Here is a 15,069-nt window from a genome sequence, read left to right as displayed (position 1 = left end):
AATGGATAGGTCTATGATTAGTCGTGACGGTACTGCAATGAGGTGGACGGCGCGGGAGCGTAGTGCCAGGGCAGTTCGCTCATCAGCCGCTTCAAGGTTGCCACATCCGCCTGAAACGGGTTCGGCGGCGTTTGGGGCAAGTCCAGCAGGCGCGCCGCTTCAAACGGCGTCTGCTTCAGCATCAGGTTGTAGGCTTTCACCAGCAGGGTTTCGAGGCCGAGCACATCGGCGATGTTGTAGGCCAGCAGGGTTTCGAGGGCGCGGGGATTGTGCCGCTTCTTGTAGTCTCCCCACAGGCACACCGCCATGAAACCGTCGACACCGTCCAGTTCATAGCGTTCGATGCCCATGGCCTTTTCACAGCCCTTCAGTCCGCCCCGATAGCCGAGTTTGAACAGCACATACCGCAGATCGATGTGCGCCTGGGGAAGCGCCAGTCCGAGGCTTTGCCGCAGAAAGGGAATATCGAAGCACTTGCCGTTGTAGGTGACCAGCAGCTTGTACTGCTCGATGTCCCGCGCGAAGTCGCCCAGATTCTGCCCCTGAATATAGTGCTTGATGGTTAAGCCGTCGTAAAGCGCGATGGTGGTGACATGGTTCGCGCCCGACTGCAGCCCGGTGGTTTCGATATCCAGATAAGCGACGCTGTGGCGGAATTCGGGAAACAGTCTCCACTGCATGTTGGCGGGGAGGAGGTCGGCAAAGTAACGGGGGTTTTCCTGCTCCAGATGCCGCTGTGATTCATCCACATGCCGCTGCACCGTGTCGAGGGTGATGCGCGTGACCGGAAGCTTGCTGGCCTTCTGCATCACATCCCACGACAGCAGCCCGTCCGCCCAGAGCCGTTCTTCGACTTTGGGCGACACGCGGGGAATATGGCAGAAGGTGTTGGACAGCATAAGCGGTGACTACCCCAATCCTACTAAGGCAAAAACGAGACCGGACACTCGAGAAAATCCAAAATTATAAATTACAAATAATAAAGTTCTGAAACTGACCGCATACTGACTGGTTAGTATGTATATTTTTCACAGTTTACGCAGGCTGTGCGTTCCGAATTTCAGTCTTTCAAATTTTTCTTATGGCCACCAGCGTCAAATCATCTACCGGTTCTCTTCCGGCAAGGAATCCGGTCAGGTCGCTCAGGCAGGAAGTGACCAGATCTTTCGGTGTCAGCTCGTGGAGGGCGGCGATCAGATTCGAGAGCCGCTCAAGGCCGTATTCAGCCTGGCCATCCATGGCTTCGGTGAGGCCATCGGTGAACATCAGCAGCGTGTCTCCCGGCTGCAGGGTGACCGTGGTGACGTCGAAGGGAGTGTCGCAGAAAAGTCCCGCAGGCACCCCCGTGGCATCAAGGTGCTGCACGCTCTGGGGGCTGAGCAGCAGCGCGGGTGGATGTCCCGCATTGCAGATCTCGACGTTGCCTGTGCCGTCAGCCTTGCCGCAAATCAGCGTGGCATAATGGGAGTTGAAAGAACTCTCGCAGAGCAGGCGATTGGCGCGAGTGACCAGATCACTCGGGCCAAGGCCGAAAGGGAGCAGGCTATGAAAGATCGCATGGAGCTGCGTCGCCAGCAAGGAGGCGGCCACACCTTTGCCGGAGACGTCGCCCAGCACAAACAGCAGTTCGCCGTCTCCCTGTTGTGCGGGGAACATGTCCCAATAGTCTCCGCCCACGGGTCCGGCGGGAGCATAGTGGTAGTGCATCTCCCAGCCGTGCAGAGCCAGATTGTTCTGGGGAAGCAGCGCGGCCTGAAGGCGTGAGGCTAAGTCGAGATCTTCTTCCAGCGCACGCTGCTGTGCGGCATTCAGATCTTCAAGGCAGACCCGCACCAGAGGGTTGGCCAGCAGCAGCTCTTTTTCGATGTGCCCCTGGCAGACCATGCATACGCCGTAGGTGCCGTTTTCCATCCGCTCGAGAGCCGCATCCACTTCCTGCAGCAGATGCACCACCGGCGCGGGATCTTTCAGCAGCGGCATGGCCGCTTCGAGCCTCGTGCGCCGTTCGAGAAGCTGTTCTCTTAAACTGTCAATGACTGCCATGGGATGCTCTCCCGGGTAGAATCATTAATAGCGGAGCCTTCTGTCCTTCGGACTGACGGCCGGAGGCCGCCGCTAGGGGGACTTGATTAGGGGGTTCCGCTTTCAGCCTCTTCCTTGAGCAGTCCGCCGGCAATCTCCGCCACTTTTTTGGCTGCGCCCGGTTCACCTAAGGCGGCGCGGACCTTTTTGATGCGGGTGCGGCTGGCTTCGATCTCCTGCGGCAGAGTAAGCAGCGGCAGGATGGCGCCGACTAAATTGTCGGGGCTGGCTTCATCCTGAATCAGTTCCTTGACGACTTCTTCGCCTGCCAGCAGATTCGCCATGGCAATAAACGGCACCTTGACAATCCGCTTGCCGATGGCATAGCTTAAGGCCGCCGTTTTGTAAAAGACCACAAAGGGGTTGCCATAGTAGGCCGCTTCCACCGTGCTGCTGCCGGACTTTACCAGAGAGGCGTTGGCATGGGCCATTACCGCATGGGAGACTCCGAAGGCGCGCGTGATTCCGGGATGCAGCCGCAGGTAACGCTCGTAGAGGGTGTTGGGCACGTGCGGCGATTCGGCGAGGATGAACTTCAGTTCGGGTTCGAAGCGGCGCAGAATCTTGCTGGCTTCAAGCAGCACCGGCAGATGGCGGCGGATCTCCTGCTTGCGTGATCCGGGAAACAGGCCGACGACCCGGTCATCCGGTTGCAGATCGAGGCCCTTTAGAAACTGACCGCGCGGCGGAATAGGGCCAATTTCATCGAGCAGCGGATGCCCGACAAAGCTGACCTTGGCTCCCAGCTTTTCGAAGATTTCGACCTCGAAGGGGAAGATGACGGCAATGTGATCGGCCCATTTGGCCAGTTCTTTGGCCCGTCCGGCCTTCCACGCCCAGACCTGCGGAGGAATGTAATAAAGGACCTTCATTTGTTCAACCACGCGCAGGCGAGTCAGTTTCCGCAAAAGAGAGAAATGAAATCCCGGATAATCAATCAAAATTAATAGATTTGGCTTGCGGCGGACGATTTCGGCCAAAACTCTGGCGCGCACAGCGAGAATAAACGGCAGATGCCTCACCACTTCGGCAAAACCCATGAAAGACATGCGGCGGGCATTCTCGATGAGTTCGACCCCGGCCGCTTCCATCCGGTCGCCGCCGATGCCGAAAATCTCGGCGTCCGGATACCGCTTGCGGAGTTCGGCCACCACCCCCGCGCCGTGCATGTCGCCGGACGATTCGCCGGCGGAAATGAAGATTATGGGTTTAGACATCTACTCTCATGCCTGCTGCATCAAAACTTGAGACCTGGATGATCATGAACAAAGTTTTCCATGACATCGAACGACGTTGTGTCCGACGCGCGAACACGCACTTTACGGTTTCGCGGATAGAGAACAGCCCATCCGTCGGGTAAGGCGAGTTGTTTAGCCGCTTGGTTCTGTAAAGCCATCTCGATCTTCCCTTCAAACGTAGCTGGAACGAGTAATCCAAATTCGTACGACCTAATGATCACTCGTTGGCTTACGCTCATCGGAGCGTCGTGCGAGAAGACGCCGTACCCCTCCATTCGGACCATATTGGGTGCGATTCCCCCGGCGATGAGAAAAGCTGGGTCGATATTCAAGACCAGAGCTTCATCCCGTGAAACAGGATGAGGGATGATGAGGTGCATAAATACGGTGAGGCCGAACGGGCGACCACCAGTGCCGAGTATGTAAGGAACTGTCTCTACAAGACCACTCCATTCGGCCTCGCTGCCGGCTCTGGCACTATTGTAGGATATCTTTAGGAGCCATCGGGCGAGAAGGTCGTAGTCGTATTCGAAGATGAGATCTTCACCGGCACTTGCAAAGCAAGAGAAGTACCTCTGCCACAAGTCTTTTGCATAGCAATCGAGACCCGATAGTACCCCGCCATTGCACTCCTCGCAAACATCCTTGGTCACGGGATCGGCAGCTACAACTTTGTCTATTTTGCCGAGGTAGTTATTCCATTCCGGATTGGCCCGATGCATCCAGTTTGGGGTAATATGCTCGCGCGTTAACTTCCTGTCTTGCCCACAGTATGCACAAATACCCATTGTAAGCACCCTTTCTGAATACTCGCGCTCCATCGGGCACGACATGTCGTGCCCCTACGGCGGAATCATGGGCCGCGGGTTGCGATGGGCGCATACGATTCATTGGATGTCAGAATGTCCCGGGTTGTTTTCGTCCTCGTCCCAAGCCAACGGATTGCGAGTGATGTAGGCCCGAAGGGCAAGGTGTTCCCCGCGCGAGGTAATCACATTCTCGTGGAAACCGCGTTGAAAAATCACCACAAACGGATCGCCCGATTGCTCGCGAACTCGTTTGGTCACGGCGGCCTTGAAGGAGCGAACCACGGTGCTCACAGAACCCGGCACGGGATGTTGATAGGACTCTGTCGTAGGGGCACGGCATGCCGTGCCCGTCCTTCCATTATCAATCAACAAAATGCCATGCAGATGATTGGGCATCAGCACAAAGGTATCGAGAAACACGGAAGGAAAATGATTCGGAATCTCCCGCCAGGCCTTCTCTACCATTCGGCCCAGATCATTCAAGATCAGCTCGCCATCCTTGATCTCTCCGAACAGACACTCGCGTTGGCGCGTGCAGACGGTCACAGAATATGCGCCGTTGCTCGCGTAATCGAAGTCGCGAAGGCGGACAGATCTTCTGCGTGGATACTTCTTCTCTTCAGGATCCATGTGTGATGTTCTTGAAGACGGGCACGACATGTCCGGCGAAGCCGAGATCTCGCTCTGCGGATCGTGCCCCTACGGCAGAGTCAATGGAGAGCGTACACGCCGTGGGATTCCTATTCCCTACCCGTGGCAATCTCTGTAGTTCCCATCTTCTCTAAAATGAGAGTCGCAACTTTGAGGGCGCGGAGGCCGTCTTCGCCGGAGCAGGGGGGAGGGGTGCCGGTTTCAATGGCTTTGAAGAAGGCTTGCTGCTCCATCTGAATCGCGTTGCCTTCCGGGGCGGAGGGAGATGAAAACAGAATGTGGCGCTTTACCGCGGCCTTTTCGATCTCGCCAAGGCTGGTGGTGCCGGGAATATTTTCTTCACCGGGGCGGGCGAGGTGGAAGACTTGCGTGCTGCCGGTGGCGAAATCCAGCGAGATGTAACTATCGGAGGCGAACATGCGCAGCTTGCGCATGGGGTTGGCGCTGATGCGGCTGGCGGTGACGTTTGCGACCGCGCCCGAGGGAAAGGTGAGGCGCGCATTGGCAATGTCCACGCCTTCGGAGATCACCGCCACACCCGAGGCTTCCACTACGGAAGGCAATTCTCCCATCAATCCCAGAATCAGGTCCAGATCATGAATCATCAGATCCAGCACCACGGCGACATCGGTGCCGCGCGGGCGGAACTGCGAGAGCCGGTGGGCTTCCACAAACTGCGGGCGCGGATGATCCGTACCCAACGAGCGAAACGCGCGGCTGAAACGCTCCACGTGTCCGACCTGCAGCACGAGGTTTTTCTTCTTGGCCAGCGCCACCAACTCTTCGCCTTCGGCGGGCGTGGTGGTGATGGGTTTTTCCAGGAAGAGATGCTTGCCGGCCTGAAGAATCTGCTTGCCCACGGCGTAGTGGGAAGCGGTAGCCGAAGCCACCACCAGCGCATCACTGGCGGCAATCAGTTCTTCCAGCGAATTCACGGCTTTGGATCCGAAATCTGCCGCGACTTTTTGACTGCGCGCGGGATCCACATCATAAACGCCGGTCCACTGGATCGGCTGCGCCGCCAGCAGGCGGGCATGGATGGTGCCTAAATAGCCGGCACCCACAAGGCCAACATGTAGTTTATTCACGGGTGAGAAATCTCATGTGAAAGTAAATGGCAAAAGACGCAGAGACCACAAGTAACCCGCCGAGAACGGCGAGCAGCGCCACTTTAGGTGGCGTCGAGCTGACCATCGGGTCGATCCCGAAAATCGCAATAAAGAAGAAACTGGTGATGGCAAGACCCATCCAAAGGTTGCGGAATCGCCGGTTGCGGCGCACGCCGGCCAACCGGTCAAAATTTGGAGAATGCAAGGCTATGCCTCAAGGTTGAACGAGCACGATAATGACGATGCCCCACACGATCAAAAAACGGAGAACAGGGTGCAGGCTTAGAGATCCACCGGCTGCTTTTCCGCCGTGTTGGCGGAAGGCTTGCGGAAGAGGGAAAACAGCGAGCGCAATCCGGCGGGAGAAATCTCTCCGATGAGCCTCAGCCCCATCAGCAAGGCGACACACGCAATTCCCAGCGCGGCTGCCTTAGGAACGGAAACGGTCAGATGCAGACCATAATAGAGCGCGGTGCCGCACAGCGAGGTGAAGGCCACGCGCAGCAGCCGGCCCATAATCTGCGGACGGCACTGTTTGAGAAATCGGGGCAGCGTGTACGCTACGGAGACCAGTTCGCCCAGACACGATGACCACGCCGCGCCCGTAGCCCCGTAGCGCGGAACGGTCAGCGCCGCGAAGATCAGGCTCAGGGTGCAGCCCCACGTCAGGCCGATGGTGGGAGTCTTGGCGTCGCCCGATGCCAAGAGCGATGTTCCGAACATCGCGCCCATGCCGGTCAGCCAGAGCACACTCACGCTGATCTGAAACGGCAGCACCGCGCCGGCGTATTCCGGTCCGAAGACCGGCACAAGAATCACTTCCGCCACGGGAATTGCCAGCGCTACCGCGGGCATGAAGATCAACGCCAGCACCATCAGCAGCCGTTCGAGCCGCGCAGTCAACGCGGCACGGTCCAGCGCCACTTCCGACACCAGCGGCAGCATCACGCGATAAAGCACACCGCGAAACACCAGCACCGGCATCATCAAACGGCTGGCCAGAGAGTAGTAGCCGGTCTCCAGCGCGGTCGAGAGCCACTTGAGCAGAATCACCTGACTCTGAGTAAAGGCGATGGTCATCCCATTGGACCAGAGCACCGGCGCGGACGCGCGTATCAGCCTCCACGTCTCGGTGGTGGGCACAAGCCAGCGCAGCGGCAAGGATAGTTTGCGGCCAACCTGCCAGCCTACGGACACGCTGACCAGCATCAGCACCGAAGAACACAGCGCCACATCCACGACCGTGACAGTGCCCTTTACTTGCCAGAGCAACATCAGCAATCCAACCGACACCAGCCGCCCCGCCAGTTTGCCGGGAACGTCCCAGCGCGAGAGTTTGCGGGCATCAAACAGCAGCGATAAGTCGAAGGGCACAAAGAGCAGATAGGCGAACGTCAGCCAGACCGCGACGCGGTGCGTGGGAGTGACCGGCGAGACCAGCGCGGTGAAGAACGCCGCCGCGAAGATTGTCACAGAAAGCAGCGCGCGAATGCGGAAGATCGCCGCCAGCGTGGAATGCTCATTGTCCGGGCGCTGCGCCAGTTCCCGCACGCCGACGACGGGAAGCCCGAAGTGCGCGAGGGCGACGGCCATGGTTACAATCGACAGCAGATAGCCGTAGAAGCCGAACTCTTCAGGTCCAAGCTGCCGTCCGGCAATCACCAGAAAGGAAAATTGCAATACGGTCTCCGCCGCTGCGCCCACCGTTAGAACGGTGGCATTGCCCAGCGCGGAGCGGGACGGAGCAGGCGTCGGTTGTGCTACCATTTGCCGTGCAGAACCCGTTTGAACTTGCGCACGATGCGTTGGCCCAGCGTCGCGTTGAAATCGATATCCGGCGCGTCCTTGCCCCAGATCAGCGGCCCGTAACGGTCATAGGAGAGCTTGGAGAGGTCGTTGGAGTATTTCATCCGTGCCTGCGAATTTGACGCGGCATAAAAGCGGTAATGCACCAGCACTTCGGGCAGATTGGCCAGACGCAAACCTTCCACCAGATAACGCAGACTGATGGTCAGGTCCTCGGCCATCGGGAAATCCGGAATGTATCCGCCCATTTTTCGCAGTTGCTCGGTGCGGAACATCATGGTCGGTCCGCCGATGCAATTGCGTACGCGGAATTCGCGCTTGATGGCGTCATGCTCCGCCGAGAAGGGAAAGGGCTTTTTGAAGATCCGCCCGGTCTCATCCATGTAGTCAAACCAGGTTCCGAGCAGCGCGACGTCCTGATGGGCGTTCATGTAGTCTACCTGCTTGCGCAAACGGTCCGGCAGCATGATATCATCCGAGTCCATGCGTGCCAGCAGCGGCGCCGTAGCATGCTGGATGCCCTGATTCAGGCCCGAGATCACTCCCATGTTGCGCTCGTTCTTGACCACGCGGAAGCGCTCATCCTTCAGATCCATCAGGATCTCTTCGGATTTGTCCTTGCAGCCATCCAGCACGGCTACAACCTCGAAATTATCGAAGGTCTGCGCCTTGATGGACTGCAGGCATTCGGCAAGGTAGCGTTCGGCATTATAAATGGGAATGGAAACGGTGACGGCTGGCGGCATAGGGGATAGGACCAAAACTGGAGACTTAAAATAGTATTCGGGCGAAGTTATCCACATTCATGCGCGCAAAGGCGATATTTGATGCGCGTCCGTGAAAGATGTGTGAACAGGTGCTCATAATATAAAGCTTTCGTTTGTTTTTCTCAAATGGCCGCCTATATTTAGGTGCAACTGAAACGTCCCACTTGACTACGGGACAATTCACGCAGATTGCCAAAACAAAAAGGGCTGTCCGAAACGTTCGGACAGCCCTTTTTGCAAGCTGAAAGTTTATGCCTTCTTCTTCGGCATGAGGCAGACCATGACTTCGAAGGTCTCCCCCTGAGTGGTAAATTCGATGACGATGACGGGGATGCCGCGGATCTGTCCCACCGAGTGCGGACCGCCGACGATCACCGTGGGCAGTGACAACATGAAACTGTGGTCGGTGTGAATCAGGTCGGCCTTGGCGGCGCCGGCGATGATATTCATGAGTTCGCCCACCGTGTCACGAATATCTTCGTCCTTTTCCTCACCCGGGTTCATCTGCAACATCCGGCAGACCACCTTGCGGGCGAGACTGTCATTGAAGGTAATGGCGACAAAACCTTCGGCGGCACCGGACAGACCCATTGTGCCCGAGATATGGCCTTTGGTGGCCGCTTCGGTGCGTACGGACAACCCCGTCCGCTCGCAGTCCATATCCGCCATCTGTTTCAGAGTGTCGAGGGTGGCCGTGATGAACGGGTTCACATATTCGGCATCGAGATGCGCGGGCTGTATCACCTCTTTCTGGCTGCCCAGCATGGCGGCCAGCTTCCGTGCCACAAGCTGTGGCTGAAGCGGCGTGACCAGGAATTCGAGCTGGGTGTTGCGGCCCAGCGACGCTTCCGCGTTGCGCCGTCCGGATTCGCTGGTGACGAGGACGATAGGGACATCTTTGCCGCTCTCATTGGCCCGGATCTGCATCAGGCGGGAGGGCGCATCCGCGCCGGTGTCCGGCCAGAAGAACAGGGCAAGATCAAACACATCCAGACGCGCGGCAGCCTCGTTGTGGTCAACGCGGCGCACATTGGCGTTATGCTGGGCGAGGAGCCGGGTGGCAATCTGCTCCTGCAGCCGGGGAAAATCAATCAATGCAACTTCGAGGCTCATGGGATAACAATCTCCGGGGTTGGCAAGCGTTGTCACTTACGCCTTGGCGGCCAGCGTCAGGCTCTCTTGAATCTTCAGCATCAACATCTTTGCATCGAACGGCTTGGTCAAATAGTTCTGCGCGCCGGCTTTCAGCGCGTCCACCACGCAGTTCTGATCGGCCTCGGAGGTCAGCATCATCACCGTGATGTCCTTGTACCGGGGATTCCCCTTGATCGTCTTCAGCACTTCCAGCCCGGTCATTCCCGGCATATTCCAGTCGAGAATCACCAGTTGAATAGCTTCCGGCTTTTCTTCGATAATCTTCAGCGCCTGCATGCCGTCGGGTGCTTCCAGCGCCTCTTGCTTCATTTCGTCCACGCTGCGTTTGACAATCCGTCGCATCGTCGTGGAATCATCTACAATCAGTATCGCCATAATTGCCTCTAAGTTCGCTGCGTCGCGAGGGTGAAACCGAACGAGCTAAACAGCTTGCAAACCTTAGACCACCGCCGAATCGCCTTCGGCGGTTGATAGACGGCAACAGGTTTTCTTCAAAAAAGAGACAGGCCCGGCGGTGAGCCGGGCCTGTCTTAATGGACTCATCGGAGATCCTATTTCAGCACTACAAACTTCTGCAGCATCGTCCGCTGCGAATTGGAAACCTTGAGCACGTACAAACCCGACACGTACGCCGCAGGGGCAGCCGGCAGACCGCCTGTTGCTGAGGGCAGCGCCTGCTCCCACACGTTTTGTCCCAGAACATTGTACACCCTCACCGTGACCGGACCTTGGGCAAACCATTCCGGCGCAAGCTGCAGTGAAGGCCAGCCATTGGAGGGATTGGGATAGACAACAAGCGATGGGACTTCCGCGATTGCCGCCTGATGTTCCGGGACCGCACTCATCCCATATTCCCATGTACCCATATCCGGCGCGCGCCCCACAAACGGCAACCCCACATCCAGTCCCGCATCAATGCATGGCGACTCCGCGCTCAGATGGTATTCCACGGTATCCGCAAACACGGGATCCATGAAGAGGTTGCCGTAGATGTCGGTGCTGTCGCCATTGAGATTGGTGGTGGCCAGAGTGCCCAGCGAGGGCCAAGCGAAATCATCGAAATCAAAATTCTGCTGATTCTGCCAGAAGCAGTTGTTGCGGATCGAAAGGGCACTGGTGTCACCAGAGATCGTTATCTCGAGCGCGGCTCTCAAGCACCCGCTGAAAATATTGTTCACGACGACAAGGCTGTCACCGGCATGCATGGACCCTCCCAAATAGTTCCCGCCATGACAGAACGTGTTGCCCAGGACACGAATAATGCGGGTGCCCGCACCGTCCCCTAAAGAGAGGCCTGGGCTGTAGGGGAACAGGTTGTTCTCGATGGTCACACGGTGTGAACCTGCGAAGCTGAGGTAACCCCAATCGTTCGCAAACAGACAGGAGCGAATATCTCCATCGGTGTTCACGCCGGAAAAAGACAAGTAAGGCACATCCATCCGGTTGTTCTCAAACCTGAACCGGCCCACCGCCAACCGCGAATCTCCCCCGATGGTAACGTCACAGTTCCTGATAATCAAAGAGTCCGACCAACTCCAGAAATTGATCCCGTGGTAAGTCGTATTTCGGGTGTCTGCAATCGTGGAGTGGTTCACTTCCCACCGCCGGAAGTTGTCCCCCTCCATACAGGGTTGTGCTCCGGCCACACGGCAATACTCCAGTTGTGCGCTGGCGGCCGGACCTTGCAGCCGGATGCCACTCCACGCCGAGTTCGACCATGTCTCAAAGTAAATACTGTCCTGTGTCGTCCCTGCCGCGATGAGCAGCCCCTGAACGACCAGCGCATTTCCGCAGGTTACCGAATCCAACTGGATCCGCACCCCCGGTTCGACCCTCAGCGTGTCTCCCGCCGGGACATACACATCATGGTGCGCAACATAAGGGGAATAGTCCGCAGTCAGCACCCCTGATATGGTGTCCGTCAGGGAGGAACGGGGATAAATGTCGACCTGAATCGTGTTCGTATCTGTCAGGCCAAAATTGTCTGTGGCAATAACGCGCACCGCAAACGAGGCGGCGCCGAACGGCACCCGTCCGATAAACAACCGACTGCTTGTCACTTGATCCACATGGCTGGCCTCCTGCATCCAAACCGGAAGGGCATCGGGAAAGGTAAACTGAACACGGTTCTCATCCCGGGCAGTGATGGTCAGATCGAGGATCTCTCCCCACCGAACGGACAGATGGCGAGGTGTGGAAATAACCGGCGGGTGATTCTGGTGATGATCCCACCACCATGCACCGATGTCCGAGACGGAGCCATCCGGATCAAGCATCGCCGGATCTCCTCCATTGATCGCCGGAGAGCCAAATTGCACTGCTGTGTAATTTCCATCCGGATCAAACAGCGGATCAGCCGTAATGTTGCCCGGCCCGGACGGGTGCTGTTCGCCCCACGGATCATCCATCCCCCACACCAGATTATGATGCGGCGGAGTCACGAACGATCCGGACACTGGGCTAAAGACCTGCAGATTCGGCTGTGTCGAGTAGAAGATATTGTTCGCGAGGACCAGACCGCTATTGGTAGAGCTGCCCTGCAGAAAGTATTGAGGAGCGCAAGCAAAGCAGTCACCGGTGTAGGTAAAGGTGTTGTTTACGACTTGCAGAGGCAATGGGTTGTCCAGATCGCTTGGATTTCTCCATGAGATCGAATTCCCGTGTACGATGCCCTGACAGTTTGTCATCCGGAAGCTATTCAGAACGCAGTTGCGGACTTCCACATGCGAGGAACTCCCTACCGAGAGACTGCCAAGGCGGCAGTTCACTACCGTAACGGCTCGCGAGCTATCAAAGCCATCGGAGTTCACACTCTCGATGTCGGAATTCGATATGTCTACGCTGCCGAAGGCATCGAGGGTGGATTGCATGATACTGTCGCCTTCCTCAGCCATGGCGCGGCAGAGGGAACGGGCGGTCACAGATCGCCATGTGAAAATTTCGCCGTTGAGGGTGGTGCTATCCAAAACGATGTTGGCGAAATTGGCGGTGAGGTTTCGCAGGAAGGAATGGCGGGCGGTTACCAAACGGGCTTCCCAGTCCCAGGGTCGGTTCCCTGTCTGGAAACGGCAATGCGAAAACGACACGGTGTCCACGAACGTATAGCATTCGCCCGCGCCGGCGAACGTCACGTACGTGCACTGCGCCAGCCGTCCGGGATGCTGCCTTGAACCCGTAATTCGCGCGCCGGGAGACGCAAGATTCAGGATCACCGAATCTGCAGCCGTGCCTTCCAACCGTAACACACCGCCCAGATTGAAGCGGGAGGAAAAGTCCGGCAGCAGAATTTCCACTCCGGCGTCCACCGTCAGCGTCGTGTTACTGTTCACCCACGCCGAGTCTGTGATCACATACGGGCTTCCACCTACAGCCCAACTGCCCGAAACCGCGCCCGAAACCCACGTGGTGTCGGCGGATGCTGAAGAGATCAACGCCGTCAGCAACAGCGGTACAAGCCAAAAAGTGCGATGCATGGGTTCCCTCCCCAGCTTAGTTGTTATTTCAACAGCAGTGCTTCAAGCAACCTCACCTGCCGCCCATCACAGCAAAGCCCTGCCACAACCCGTGCAGCAAGGCTTTCCAGAAACATTTCTTGAAATGTGCGTGCTGAACCATAACCGCCTCCCGTGTCGGTTTGTCCGCCAGCAATAAGGTGCGTTACTTCACCGCGGCAAAGGCCTGCTCCAGATCGGCGACCAGATCGTCCGCGCTCTCGATGCCGACGGACAGGCGGATCAGTCCGTCACTGATGCCCAGCTTCTGGCGCGACTCTTTGGGAACCGATGCGTGGGTCATGATGGCCGGATGATCGCACAGCGATTCCACACCGCCCAGAGACTCCGCCAGCGAAAACAGCTTCAGACTTTTGGCAAAGGCCCGCGCCGCTTCGAGGCCGCCGGAAAGCTCAAAGCTTACCATACCGCCGAAGCCGCTCATCTGCCGCTTGGCCAGTTCGAACTGCGGATGCGTACGCAGCCCCGGATAGCGGACCCAGTTCACGTCCTTGCGTCCGGCCAGAAAATTCGCCACGTCAAAGGCATTCTCCTGATGCCGCTGCATGCGCACCGCCAGAGTCTTCAAGCCGCGCAGGCAGAGGAAACTGTCGAAGGGCGACGGCACGCCGCCGATGGCATTCTGGTTGAACTTCAACTCGCCATAGAGCGGCTCGTCACTGGTAATCAGCGCGCCCATCACCACGTCGCTGTGGCCGTTCAAAAACTTCGTCGCGCTGTGCATGACCAGATCCGCGCCCAGTTCCAGCGGCCGCTGAAAATAGGGCGTCATAAAGGTGTTGTCCACCGCCACGCGCACGTTATGCTTGTGCGCCAAGTCTGTCAGTGCGCGGATATCCAGAATCTTCAGCAGCGGATTGGTGGGCGACTCGATCCACAGCCAGCGCGTTTGGGGCCGGATATGCCGCTCCACAACCGCCAGATCGGAGAAATCCACAAAGTCCGACTGCACACCCTGCTTTTCCCGCACGCGCTTCAAAAGCCGGTAAGTGCCACCGTAAACGTCATCGCAGGACAGCACATGCTCCCCCGCATTCAGCGTGGCAATCAGCGCGTCAATCGCCGCCATGCCGCTGGAAAAGGCCAGTCCGAACCGTCCGCCCTCCAGCGCCGCGAACGCGTGCTGCAGCACCTGCCGCGTGGGGTTATCGGTTCGTGAGTACTCGAACCCTTTGTTGACTCCGAGTTCCGGCTGCACATAAGTGGACGTCTGAAATATGGGAGTCATGATCGCCCCGGTTACCGGTTCCGGTTCGATTCCCGCATGCAAGCAGGCGGTATTGAAATGCATACTCTTTTTCATTAGACATGCCGCATAGGTTTATGAACTTTCAAATAGAAGGTCACAAGTACAAAGCCCCCTACTCCCCAGCACCAGAAGCGCTCGCACAAAAACGGTTTGGCGTTGGCCACAGCATTGATGGTGGCGTTCACCATTTTGAGCACCGCTTTTTTCCAGCCGCGTTTGGCCGTCACCTGCCACGGATCCCACCAATCCAGCCGCGTCCGCACAACCTCCAGATCAATACCCGGGACATAATCCGGTAACGGATAGGTAATAATCCGGATGCGATCGAAATGATCGAAGGTCAGCACGCTGAATGGGCGAATGTGCGTAGGGTCACGCCAATATTCGTAGCTCGAAAAGTGCGGCACGGTAATTTCGATGGTCGCGCCATCCTCACACACCCGGTAGAATTCCCGCAACGCGTCGAACATTTTGGGGATATGCTCCAGAGTATTTCGGGTATGGATATAGGACACCGTGCTGTCGCCAAACGGCATGGCCGTCGCATCGGCTGCAATGTCTACGCCGGGCTGCAAGTCCAGATCCACGCCGACAAATCCCGGTTGCTTGTAAGGGCCACACCCGATGTCCAGTTTCATAGAGAATTCCAGTTTGCTAAGGTAGGTTCAATCGCGCCGGCGGAGCATGACAC

General features: G+C 57.5%; 14 protein-coding genes. All 14 read right to left on the bottom strand.

Features of this window, described 5'->3' with window-relative positions; genetic code table 11:
- Window positions 1-17: 17 nt before the first annotated feature.
- Complete coding sequence (locus tag VGL38_15915) at window positions 18-899, bottom strand: ribonuclease H-like domain-containing protein (protein ID HEY3296919.1); 882 nt, start codon at window positions 897-899, stop codon at window positions 18-20.
- Between the two features lie 169 nt (window positions 900-1,068).
- Window positions 1,069-2,043 carry a SpoIIE family protein phosphatase gene (locus VGL38_15910; GenBank protein ID HEY3296918.1) on the bottom strand — a complete coding sequence of 325 codons (975 nt, stop codon included), beginning with the start codon at window positions 2,041-2,043 and terminating at the stop codon, window positions 1,069-1,071.
- Window positions 2,044-2,129: 86 nt separating this feature from the next.
- Window positions 2,130-3,299: a lipid-A-disaccharide synthase gene (gene lpxB, locus VGL38_15905; GenBank protein HEY3296917.1), complete on the bottom strand. Its 1,170-nt coding sequence runs from the start codon at window positions 3,297-3,299 to the stop codon at window positions 2,130-2,132.
- A 20-nt stretch (window positions 3,300-3,319) separates the two neighbouring features.
- The gene (locus tag VGL38_15900; GenBank protein HEY3296916.1) at window positions 3,320-4,153 is read right to left on the bottom strand and encodes a hypothetical protein; all 834 of its coding nucleotides are present in this window, start codon (window positions 4,151-4,153) and stop codon (window positions 3,320-3,322) included.
- Between the two features lie 54 nt (window positions 4,154-4,207).
- Window positions 4,208-4,759 carry a transposase gene (locus tag VGL38_15895; GenBank protein ID HEY3296915.1) on the bottom strand — a complete coding sequence of 184 codons (552 nt, stop codon included), beginning with the start codon at window positions 4,757-4,759 and terminating at the stop codon, window positions 4,208-4,210.
- Between the two features lie 110 nt (window positions 4,760-4,869).
- Window positions 4,870-5,868 carry a Gfo/Idh/MocA family oxidoreductase gene (locus VGL38_15890; GenBank protein HEY3296914.1) on the bottom strand — a complete coding sequence of 333 codons (999 nt, stop codon included), beginning with the start codon at window positions 5,866-5,868 and terminating at the stop codon, window positions 4,870-4,872.
- A complete protein-coding gene (locus VGL38_15885; protein ID HEY3296913.1) occupies window positions 5,861-6,094 on the bottom strand; it encodes a hypothetical protein in 234 nt (77 codons plus the stop codon). The genes VGL38_15890 and VGL38_15885 overlap by 8 nt, the downstream gene beginning before the upstream one ends.
- A 77-nt stretch (window positions 6,095-6,171) precedes the next feature.
- Entirely contained in the window at window positions 6,172-7,656 is a 1,485-nt protein-coding gene (locus VGL38_15880; protein ID HEY3296912.1) for an oligosaccharide flippase family protein, read from the bottom strand.
- Window positions 7,650-8,441, bottom strand: a complete 792-nt coding sequence (locus VGL38_15875; protein ID HEY3296911.1) for a glycosyltransferase — start codon at window positions 8,439-8,441, stop codon at window positions 7,650-7,652. The genes VGL38_15880 and VGL38_15875 overlap by 7 nt, the downstream gene beginning before the upstream one ends.
- Window positions 8,442-8,711: 270 nt before the next feature.
- Window positions 8,712-9,575: a chemotaxis protein CheX gene (locus VGL38_15870; protein ID HEY3296910.1), complete on the bottom strand. Its 864-nt coding sequence runs from the start codon at window positions 9,573-9,575 to the stop codon at window positions 8,712-8,714.
- A 36-nt stretch (window positions 9,576-9,611) separates the two neighbouring features.
- A complete protein-coding gene (locus VGL38_15865) occupies window positions 9,612-9,992 on the bottom strand; it encodes a response regulator (protein HEY3296909.1) in 381 nt (126 codons plus the stop codon).
- Between the two features lie 176 nt (window positions 9,993-10,168).
- Window positions 10,169-13,090 carry a T9SS type A sorting domain-containing protein gene (locus tag VGL38_15860; protein HEY3296908.1) on the bottom strand — a complete coding sequence of 974 codons (2,922 nt, stop codon included), beginning with the start codon at window positions 13,088-13,090 and terminating at the stop codon, window positions 10,169-10,171.
- A gap of 184 nt (window positions 13,091-13,274) precedes the next feature.
- Window positions 13,275-14,420: a cystathionine gamma-synthase gene (locus VGL38_15855; protein HEY3296907.1), complete on the bottom strand. Its 1,146-nt coding sequence runs from the start codon at window positions 14,418-14,420 to the stop codon at window positions 13,275-13,277.
- Between the two features lie 11 nt (window positions 14,421-14,431).
- Complete coding sequence (locus VGL38_15850) at window positions 14,432-15,016, bottom strand: class I SAM-dependent methyltransferase (GenBank protein HEY3296906.1); 585 nt, start codon at window positions 15,014-15,016, stop codon at window positions 14,432-14,434.
- Between the last annotated feature and the right edge of the window lie 53 nt (window positions 15,017-15,069).

This window comes from bacterium, from assembly GCA_036504735.1.
Lineage (GTDB): Bacteria > Electryoneota > RPQS01 > RPQS01 > RPQS01 > DASXUQ01.
This window is presented reverse-complemented; position numbering and strand designations above follow the sequence as displayed.

Bases quoted from the DNA above. Each gene is read 5' to 3' on its own strand.
- VGL38_15850 (HEY3296906.1), bottom strand. From the start codon at position 15,016: ATGAAACTGGACATCGGGTGTGGCCCTTACAAGCAACCGGGATTTGTC.
- VGL38_15875 (HEY3296911.1), bottom strand. From the start codon at position 8,441: ATGCCGCCAGCCGTCACCGTTTCCATTCCCATTTATAATGCCGAACGC.
- VGL38_15880 (HEY3296912.1), bottom strand. From the start codon at position 7,656: ATGGTAGCACAACCGACGCCTGCTCCGTCCCGCTCCGCGCTGGGCAAT.
- VGL38_15895 (HEY3296915.1), bottom strand. From the start codon at position 4,759: ATGGATCCTGAAGAGAAGAAGTATCCACGCAGAAGATCTGTCCGCCTT.
- VGL38_15870 (HEY3296910.1), bottom strand. From the start codon at position 9,575: ATGAGCCTCGAAGTTGCATTGATTGATTTTCCCCGGCTGCAGGAGCAG.
- VGL38_15865 (HEY3296909.1), bottom strand. From the start codon at position 9,992: ATGGCGATACTGATTGTAGATGATTCCACGACGATGCGACGGATTGTC.
- VGL38_15910 (HEY3296918.1), bottom strand. From the start codon at position 2,043: ATGGCAGTCATTGACAGTTTAAGAGAACAGCTTCTCGAACGGCGCACG.
- VGL38_15915 (HEY3296919.1), bottom strand. From the start codon at position 899: ATGCTGTCCAACACCTTCTGCCATATTCCCCGCGTGTCGCCCAAAGTC.
- VGL38_15860 (HEY3296908.1), bottom strand. From the start codon at position 13,090: ATGCATCGCACTTTTTGGCTTGTACCGCTGTTGCTGACGGCGTTGATC.
- VGL38_15900 (HEY3296916.1), bottom strand. From the start codon at position 4,153: ATGTCGTGCCCGATGGAGCGCGAGTATTCAGAAAGGGTGCTTACAATG.
- lpxB (HEY3296917.1), bottom strand. From the start codon at position 3,299: ATGTCTAAACCCATAATCTTCATTTCCGCCGGCGAATCGTCCGGCGAC.
- VGL38_15855 (HEY3296907.1), bottom strand. From the start codon at position 14,420: ATGCATTTCAATACCGCCTGCTTGCATGCGGGAATCGAACCGGAACCG.